A 400-nucleotide genomic window follows, 5' to 3' on the forward strand; every position below is an offset into this window, starting at 1 on the left:
CGTTGCTGATAGCCATCCCGCTGGTGATGGGCTTAAGTATCCTGCAGCTGAAAAAACAGGAGGGATGATGCGCCATTTACGCAATATTTTTAATCTGGGTATCAAAGAGTTGCGCAGTCTGCTCGGTGATAAAGCGATGCTGACGCTGATTGTCTTCTCGTTTACGGTGTCGGTGTATTCGTCAGCGACCGTTACGCCAGGATCGTTGAACCTCGCGCCGATCGCCATTGCCGATATGGATCAATCGCAGTTATCGAACCGGATCGTTAACAGCTTCTATCGTCCGTGGTTTTTGCCACCGGAGATGATCACCGCCGATGAGATGGATGCCGGACTGGACGCCGGACGCTATACCTTCGCGATAAATATTCCGCCTAATTTTCAGCGTGATGTCCTCGCC

Annotated in this window: 1 pseudogene; it reads left to right on the top strand. The window is 51.5% G+C overall.

Annotated elements, in window-relative coordinates:
* Nucleotides 1-400 (top strand): annotated as a pseudogene (locus tag JNB91_RS30450) (hypothetical protein); the annotation flags it as partial.

Source organism: Aliirhizobium wenxiniae (assembly GCF_019511445.1).
Classification (GTDB): Bacteria; Pseudomonadota; Alphaproteobacteria; order Rhizobiales; family Rhizobiaceae; genus Neorhizobium; species Neorhizobium wenxiniae_A.